The sequence below is a fragment of the Streptomyces kebangsaanensis genome (genome assembly GCF_001906585.1).
Taxonomy (GTDB): Bacteria; Actinomycetota; Actinomycetes; order Streptomycetales; family Streptomycetaceae; genus Streptomyces; species Streptomyces kebangsaanensis.
The window spans coordinates 24,788-31,825 of sequence record NZ_JUJA01000162.1 but is presented as its reverse complement, the minus strand read 5'-3'; the positions used below and the strand labels follow the sequence as shown (position 1 = coordinate 31,825).

General features: G+C 72.7%; 6 protein-coding genes. 3 read left to right on the top strand and 3 right to left on the bottom strand.

Annotation, left to right across the window (positions count from 1 at the left end; translation table 11 throughout):
* The 3 genes from RH94_RS45085 to RH94_RS31435 form a co-directional block, all read left to right on the top strand.
* Positions 1–483, top strand: a 483-nt coding sequence (locus RH94_RS45085; RefSeq protein WP_456154173.1) for an MmyB family transcriptional regulator, incomplete at its 5' end; no start/stop codon positions are given.
* A 16-nt stretch (positions 484–499) separates the two neighbouring features.
* Positions 500–1,363 (top strand): helix-turn-helix domain-containing protein, encoded by an 864-nt coding sequence (locus RH94_RS31440; RefSeq protein WP_073951739.1) that lies wholly within the window; start codon positions 500–502, stop codon positions 1,361–1,363.
* An 84-nt stretch (positions 1,364–1,447) separates the two neighbouring features.
* On the top strand, positions 1,448–2,257 hold the full coding sequence (locus tag RH94_RS31435) for an SAM-dependent methyltransferase (protein ID WP_073951738.1): 810 nt from the start codon (positions 1,448–1,450) through the stop codon (positions 2,255–2,257).
* Between the two features lie 19 nt (positions 2,258–2,276).
* Here the strand turns inward: RH94_RS31435 and dnaK are convergent, their stop codons facing one another.
* The 3 genes from dnaK to RH94_RS31420 form a co-directional block, all read right to left on the bottom strand.
* A complete protein-coding gene (gene dnaK / locus RH94_RS31430) occupies positions 2,277–4,139 on the bottom strand; it encodes a molecular chaperone DnaK (protein WP_073951737.1) in 1,863 nt (620 codons plus the stop codon).
* A 168-nt stretch (positions 4,140–4,307) separates the two neighbouring features.
* Entirely contained in the window at positions 4,308–4,733 is a 426-nt protein-coding gene (locus RH94_RS31425; protein WP_073951736.1) for an OsmC family protein, read from the bottom strand.
* A 146-nt stretch (positions 4,734–4,879) separates the two neighbouring features.
* Positions 4,880–6,961: a phage holin family protein gene (locus RH94_RS31420; protein ID WP_073951735.1), complete on the bottom strand. Its 2,082-nt coding sequence runs from the start codon at positions 6,959–6,961 to the stop codon at positions 4,880–4,882.
* Positions 6,962–7,038: the final 77 nt, after the last annotated feature.

Here is a 7,038-nt window from a genome sequence, read left to right as displayed (position 1 = left end):
GAGCCGTATCCCGCGCTGGTGGTCGACGCGACGTACGACGTGGTGAGCGCGAACCGGGGCATCACGATGCTGCTCCAGGGCGTCCCGGAGTCGCTGCTCGCGCCGCCGCTGAACGCGATGCGGCTGACCCTGCACCCCGAGGGGCTGGCGCCGCGCATCCGCAACCTGCGTCAGTGGCGCGGGCACCTGCTCGCCCAGATGGAACGGCAGATCGCGCTGCACCGGTCGGCCGCGCTGCGGGAGCTGTACGAGGAGGTGGCGGCCTATCCGGTGCCGGAGAGCGGGGCGGAGGAGACGGCGGGCGACGTGCCGTACGTCGCGCTGCCGATGCGGATCGAGCACGAGGGGCGGGTGCTGTCGTTCGTGTCCTCCATCTCCACCTTCAACACGCCCATGGACGTCACGGTGGCGGAGCTGGCGATCGAGACGTTTCTGCCCGCGGACCCGGCGACGGTGAAGTACCTTCATTCGATGGCGAGTTGAGGAGAGGAAGGGTGGCGTGAGTGAACGACGGCCCGCGCCCACCGTGGGCCAGGTGGTGCTCGGAAGACGGCTGCAGGAGTTACGGGAGGCGGCCGGACTGAGCCGTGAGGAGGCCGCGCGGGTGCTGCGGGTGGCGCCCGCGACCGTGCGGCGGATGGAGATGGCCGAGGTCGCGCTGAAGATCCCGTACGTGCAGATGCTGCTGACCACGTACGGGGTGGGCGCCAAGGAGGCGGCCGGGTTCGTGAAGCTGGCCGAGGAGGCCAACCGGCCGGGCTGGTGGCAGCGGTACCACGACGTGCTGCCGGAGTGGTTCAGCCTGTACGTGAGCCTGGAGGGGGCGGCCCGGCTGATCCGCTCCTACGAGCCGCACTTCGTGCCCGGACTGCTGCAGACGGAGGGCTACGCGCGTGCGGTGCTCCGGAGCGGGACGGTCGGGCAGCGGGGGCTGGAGGCGGTCGAACGGCACGTGGCGCTGCGCATGGACCGGCAGCGGCTGCTGGAGCGGGCTGATCCGCCGCACCTGTGGGTGATCGTCGACGAGACGGTGCTGCGGCGGCCGGTGAGCGTCCGGGGCGAGGTGATGCGCGAGCAGCTGGACAAGCTGCTGGAGTACGCCGAGCGGGACCGGGTGACGGTGCAGGTGGCCGAGTTCGCGGACGGCCCGCATCCGGGGACGTACGCGCCGTTCTCGCTGTTCCGCTTCGCCGAGCCGGAGCTGCCCGACCTGGTCTACACGGAGTACCTGAGCGGCGCCCTGTACCTGGACTCGCGCACGGAGGTCTCCCTGCACCTGGAGGTCCTGGACCACATGACGGCGCGGGCGGCGTCGGCCGAGCGCACCCGGAAGCTGCTGCGGGAGTGCCGGGAGGGGTTCTGAACCGCCCTTGCCCCCCCGTTCCCGTGGTTCCCCGTGATCCCCCGTGGTTCCCCCACCCCGAACAAGCCGAGGAGAGAGCGACGCATGACCGGATCCGACGCCGCGCCCACCCGCATCGACACCAGCAGGCCGCACCCCGCCCGGGTGTACGACTGGTGGCTGGGCGGCAAGGACAACTACCCGGTGGACGAGGAGCTGGCCCGCGGGATCCTGGCCGCGGACGGTACCGCGGTGCGCGGGGCGCGGGCCAACCGCCGTTTCATGCACCGCGCGGTGCGCACGGCCGCGGAGGCGGGGATACGCCAGTTCCTGGACATCGGCACGGGCATCCCCACCGAGCCCAACCTGCACCAGGTGGCGCAGGGGGCCGCCCCCGAGTCGAGAGTGGTGTACGCCGACAACGACCCGGTCGTGCTGCGGCACGCCGAGGCACTGCTGCACGGCTCGGAGCGGGGCCGTACCGACTACGTCCACGCCGACGTGCGCGACCCCGGGACGATCCTGCGCCTGGCGGGCGAGTCACTGGACCTCGGACGGCCGGTGGCACTGTCCCTGGTGGCGCTCACCCACTACCTCGCGGACGACGCGGACGACGTGTACGGCCTCCTGGACCGCTACGTCTCCGCCCTCGCCCCGGGCAGCCTGGTGATCCTGTCCCAGGTCACCCAGGACATCAGCCCCGAGGGCGTGGCCAGGGCGGCGGAGCTCTTCCGCCGCGGCGGCACCCCCTTCCACCCCCGCACCCACGCCGAGTTCTCCCGCTTCTTCACCGGCCTCGACCTCCTCGACCCGGGCGTGGTCCCGGTCCTGGCCTGGCGGCCGGGCCCCAAGGACGCCGAGGCCCTCGCCGAGGGCGCGGTCCCGGTGTACGCGGGAGTGGCCCGCAAGCCCTGACGGAACCGGCCGGGCGGTGTCAGGCCGCTCCGTCCTTGGTGTCCCGGTCCTCGTCGACGATCTCCGCGTCCACCACGCCCTCCTCGTCCTGGGGAGCGGTGGGGTGGCCGGTGGGTTCCGAGGCCGTCTGCTGGGCCTGGGCGTACATGGCCTGGCCCATCTTCTGGCTGACGGAGGCCAGTTTGTCGATGGCGGTGCGCAGGGCGGGGGTGTCGGCGTTGTCGTTGAGGAGGGTCTTGACCTCGGTGGCGGCCGTCTCGACCTCGGACTTGGTGTCGGCCGGGACGCGGTCGCCGTTCTCGCGGAGGAAGTTCTCGGTCTGGTAGACGAGCTGCTCGGCCTGGTTGCGGGTCTCGGCGGCCTCCCGGCGCTTGCGGTCCTCCTCGGCGTACTGCTCGGCGTCCCGCATCATGCGGTCGATGTCGTCCTTGGGCAGCGCCGAGCCGCCGGTCACGGTCATCTTCTGCTCGCGGCCGGTCGCGAGGTCCTTCGCGGAGACGTGCATGATCCCGTTGGCGTCGATGTCGAAGGCGACCTCGATCTGCGGCACCCCGCGCGGGGCGGGCGGCAGTCCGGTGAGGTCGAAGACGCCGAGCTTCTTGTTGTACGCGGCGATCTCCCGCTCGCCCTGGTAGACCTGGATGCCGACCGAGGGCTGGTTGTCGGTGGCCGTGGTGAAGATCTCCGAACGCCGGGTCGGGATCGTGGTGTTGCGCTCGATCAGCTTGGTCATGATGCCGCCCTTGGTCTCGATGCCCAGGGACAGCGGGGTGACGTCGAGCAGCAGGACGTCCTTGACGTCGCCGCGGAGCACGCCCGCCTGGAGGGCGGCGCCCACGGCCACCACCTCGTCGGGGTTGACGCCCTTGTGCGGGTCCTTGCCGGTGAGGTCCCGCACCAGGTCGGTGACCGCCGGCATCCGGGTGGAGCCGCCGACGAGGATCACGTGGTCGATGGCCGACAGCTGGATGCCCGCGTCCTTGACCGACTGGTGGAAGGGCTTCTTGCAGCGGTCCAGCAGATCGGCGGTGAGCTCCTGGAACTGGGCCCGGGTGAGCTTCTCGTCCAGGTGCAGCGGGCCCTCGGCGGAGGCGGTGATGTAGGGCAGGTTGATGGTCGTCTCGGAGGACGACGACAGTTCGATCTTGGCCTTCTCGGCGGCCTCGCGCAGCCGCTGCACCGCCATCTTGTCGTTGCCGAGGTCGATGCCGTACTGCCCCTTGAACCGCTTGACCAGGTGCTCGACGACCCGCTGGTCCCAGTCGTCGCCGCCGAGCCGGGTGTCGCCGTTGGTGGCCTTGACCTCGATGACGCCGTCGCCGATCTCCAGCAGGGACACGTCGAAGGTGCCGCCGCCGAGGTCGAAGACCAGCACCGTCTGTTCCTCGCCCCGGTCCAGGCCGTAGGCGAGCGCGGCGGCCGTCGGCTCGTTGATGATCCTGAGGACCTTCAGGCCGGCGATCTCCCCGGCCTCCTTCGTCGCCTGCCGCATGGTGTCGTCGAAGTACGCCGGTACGGTGATCACCGCGTCCGTGACGTCCTCGCCGAGGTAGGCCTCCGCGTCCCGCTTCAGCTTCTGCAGGACCCGCGCGGACAGCTCCTGCGCCCGGTAGCGGGTGCCGTCGATGGAACCCTTGTCGGGGAAGCGCCAGTGCGCGTCCCCCATGTGGCGCTTGACGGAGCGGGCGGTGCGCTCCACGTTCGTCACCGCCTGCCGCTTGGCCACCTCGCCGACGAGCACCTCGCCGTTCTTGGCGAACGCCACGACCGACGGTGTGGTCCGCGCGCCCTCGGCGTTGGCGACGACGGTGGGCTCACCGCCCTCCAGGACGGCCACCACCGAGTTCGTCGTCCCGAGATCGATCCCGACCGCACGTGCCATCTCCGTCCCCTTCCGCCAGGGTCTCCTGCTCTCCAGCACAAAACTTGAGTGCGCTGTTGTCAATGCCGCGTACCCGGCGGCCGCGGAGGTGAACGCGGAAACGCCGGTGCCGCACCCCGGGAAGCGGGGTGCGGCACCGGCGGGCACAGGACGTGCGTGCGTCTCGCGTCAGGCGAGCTTCGCGTCCAGCGTGATCGTCGTGCCGGCCAGGGCCTGGCTGACGGGGCAGTTCTTCTTGGCCTCCTCGGCGGCGGCGACGAACGCGTCGTTGTCGATGCCGGGGACCGTGCCCTCGACGCTGAGGTGGATGCCGGTGATGCCCTCACCCGGCTGGAAGGTGACGTCGGCCTTCGTCTCGAGCTTGCTGGGAGGGGTGCCGGCGCCGGCCAGGCCGTGCGACAGCGCCATGGCGAAGCAGCTGGAGTGGGCTGCGGCGATCAGCTCCTCGGGGCTGGTCTTCCCGTTCGCCTGCTCGGCGCGCGACGGCCACGACACCGGCTGCCGGCCGATGCCGGAGGAGTCGAAAGTGACGACGCCGTTGCCCTCGAGCAGGTTGCCTTCCCAGACGGTGTGAGCTGTGCGCGTGGTTGCCACGGTTCTTCCTTACCTTTCGTCCAGGGATCCTTCACCCGGATCCCGTCGCCGGGTTCCGTACCCCCCATCCGACCACATCCGCCCCGCGCGGACCCGGGGAACGGGCCGCGACCTGCCGGACGGTCCGGCGAATCGCCCGTTTCCTGTCAGGCGGCCCGCTCCCCGGCCTCCGCGGCCCCTGCCGCGAGCGGCGTCTCCTCCCCGGCGGCCTCGCGCAGCCAGCGGCGCAGGACGCGGTGGACGTGTTCGGCGCCGACGAGTTCCTCGCCGTCCTCGGCCGGCGCCGAGCAGTCGAGCGGCGACAGGAGGAAGGGGAGTCCCTGCGCGCCGCCGAGGCCGCCGTGGGAGCCGATCTGCTCCTCGAAGGCGAGGACCTCGCCGTCGGCGGGGTCGTAGCAGGAGTTGACCATGATGTCGGCGGTGTGCGGGAAGGAGTGGGTGCGGCGTACGGCGTCGGCGGCGCCGGGCCCGAAGACGGCGAGCGGACCGGGGTCGGCGTCGAGCTCGTCCAGCGGTGTGCGCGCGCCGCGGGCGCCGAGTACGAGACCGCCGTGCTCCTCGCTGCGCACCAGCAGGAAGCCGATGCCGGGGTGGTTGGCGAGCGTGGGCAGCAGCGCGGGGTGGCGGGCGTCGATCTCCTCGTGGCTCATGCGGTGCGGCACGTCGGGGAAGGAGACCAGGCCGAGGTTGCCGGAGGCCAGGACGACGGGCTCCGGGCGGCGGGAGGGCCGGTGGTCCTCCCCGTGCTCCTCGACCGGGCGGCGCAGCGCGGCCCGTACGGCGGCCCGCGCCTCGGCGCCGCTGTGGGTGTCCTCGGCCCGGCGCGGCACGGGCAGGCCGCAGCCGGCCCGGACGAGGTCGCCGAGGGTGAGGCCGTAGCGGGAGCGGAAGGTCTCGCCGGGGCTCTGGCCGTGGTCGGACAGGACGACGATCCGGTAGGGGCGGGGGGCGTGCTCGGCGACCTTCTCGATCAGGGCGAGGGAGCGGTCGAGGCGCTGCAGGACCTTCGCCGCGTCCCGGCTGCGCGGGCCGGAGTGGTGGGCGACCTCGTCGTACGCCACCAGGTCGGCGTAGACGGCGGTGCGGCCGGCGAGCAGGTCGCCCACGACGGCGGCCACGACGACGTCCCGCTGGACGACGGTCGCGAAGGCGCGGATCAGCGGGTACAGGCCGCCGCGGGAGACGCGGGGGTGCTCCTTGCGGAGCCGGGCGCGCGTGGACTGGCCGATCTCGCGGGCGGTCTCGGCGACGAAGGAGAGGAGGGTGCGGACGGCGTTGGCGGGGTCGGAGAAGTAGGCGAAGTAGCCGGCGCGGGAGCGGTTGCCGCGCCCGCGGCGCACGGCGACGGACAGGACGAGGGCGAGTTCGCCGGCGCCGCCGCTGAACAGGTTGCCGCGGCTGGCCCCGTCGGCGGTGAGCAGCCCGCCGTCGCCGGTGCGCCCGGCGGCGCGGCGCTGGAGTTCGAGGGCGCTGCTCGGGCGGTTGCTGACCATGACCTCGCCGGTGTCCTTCTCGTACCAGCGGAAGGCGGGGACGTCGTGGTTGGAGCCGTGCAGGATGCCGAGCTGGCTGGCGCCGGTCTGGCTGGACCAGTCGGTGCGCCAGGGGGTGAGCCGGTGGCTGGGCGGCTGCTCCGGGCCGGCGCCGAGCCACCGGGCGACGGTGGGCATCAGGCCCTTGCCCACCGCGTCGCGCAGCACGTCGTGGCCGACACCGTCGAGCTGGATCACGACGGTGCCGGGGGTCGACGAGCAGGGCGGCAGGCGTCTGCGGCGGCGGTCGGCGAGCCGGTAGAGCCGGCGCCGGTAGGCGTCGTCGTCGCGGACGGCGAGGGCGGCGCCGGTGGCGGAGGCGACGGCGGACATCACCGCGGCCACGATGACGGCGGTCTCGGGGGCCGCCTCGGCCTGGCCGGCGGGGTTGACGCGCAGGGCGAGCAGCAGCAGTGACCCGTTCAGGAAGAACACCAGCAGCCCGAGGACGAGCGCGGGCACGAGCAGCAGCAGCCGGACGAGCAGCGGCCAGACGACGGCCGACAGCACACCGAAGGCGCCCGCGCCGAGCGCGGCGGTCACGGCGATGGTGGTGGCGCTGTCCCCGTCGGGCGACTGCAGCTGGAAGTCCGGCAGGAGCCCGGCGAGCACGAGCATGGTGACCGTGGAAACGGCCCACACGGCGACACTCCGCCCCACCTGGCCGGCACCCCGCCGCCACCGCCCGCCACCCACGCCGGCACACTCTCCGTCTCGGTCCGCTTCCCCCCGCCCGGCTCTGGGCCCGGGGCCCGGTCCAGCTTGTCACACGG

Bases quoted from the DNA above. Each gene is read 5' to 3' on its own strand.
- RH94_RS31435 (WP_073951738.1), top strand. From the start codon at position 1,448: ATGACCGGATCCGACGCCGCGCCCACCCGCATCGACACCAGCAGGCCG.
- dnaK (WP_073951737.1), bottom strand. From the start codon at position 4,139: ATGGCACGTGCGGTCGGGATCGATCTCGGGACGACGAACTCGGTGGTG.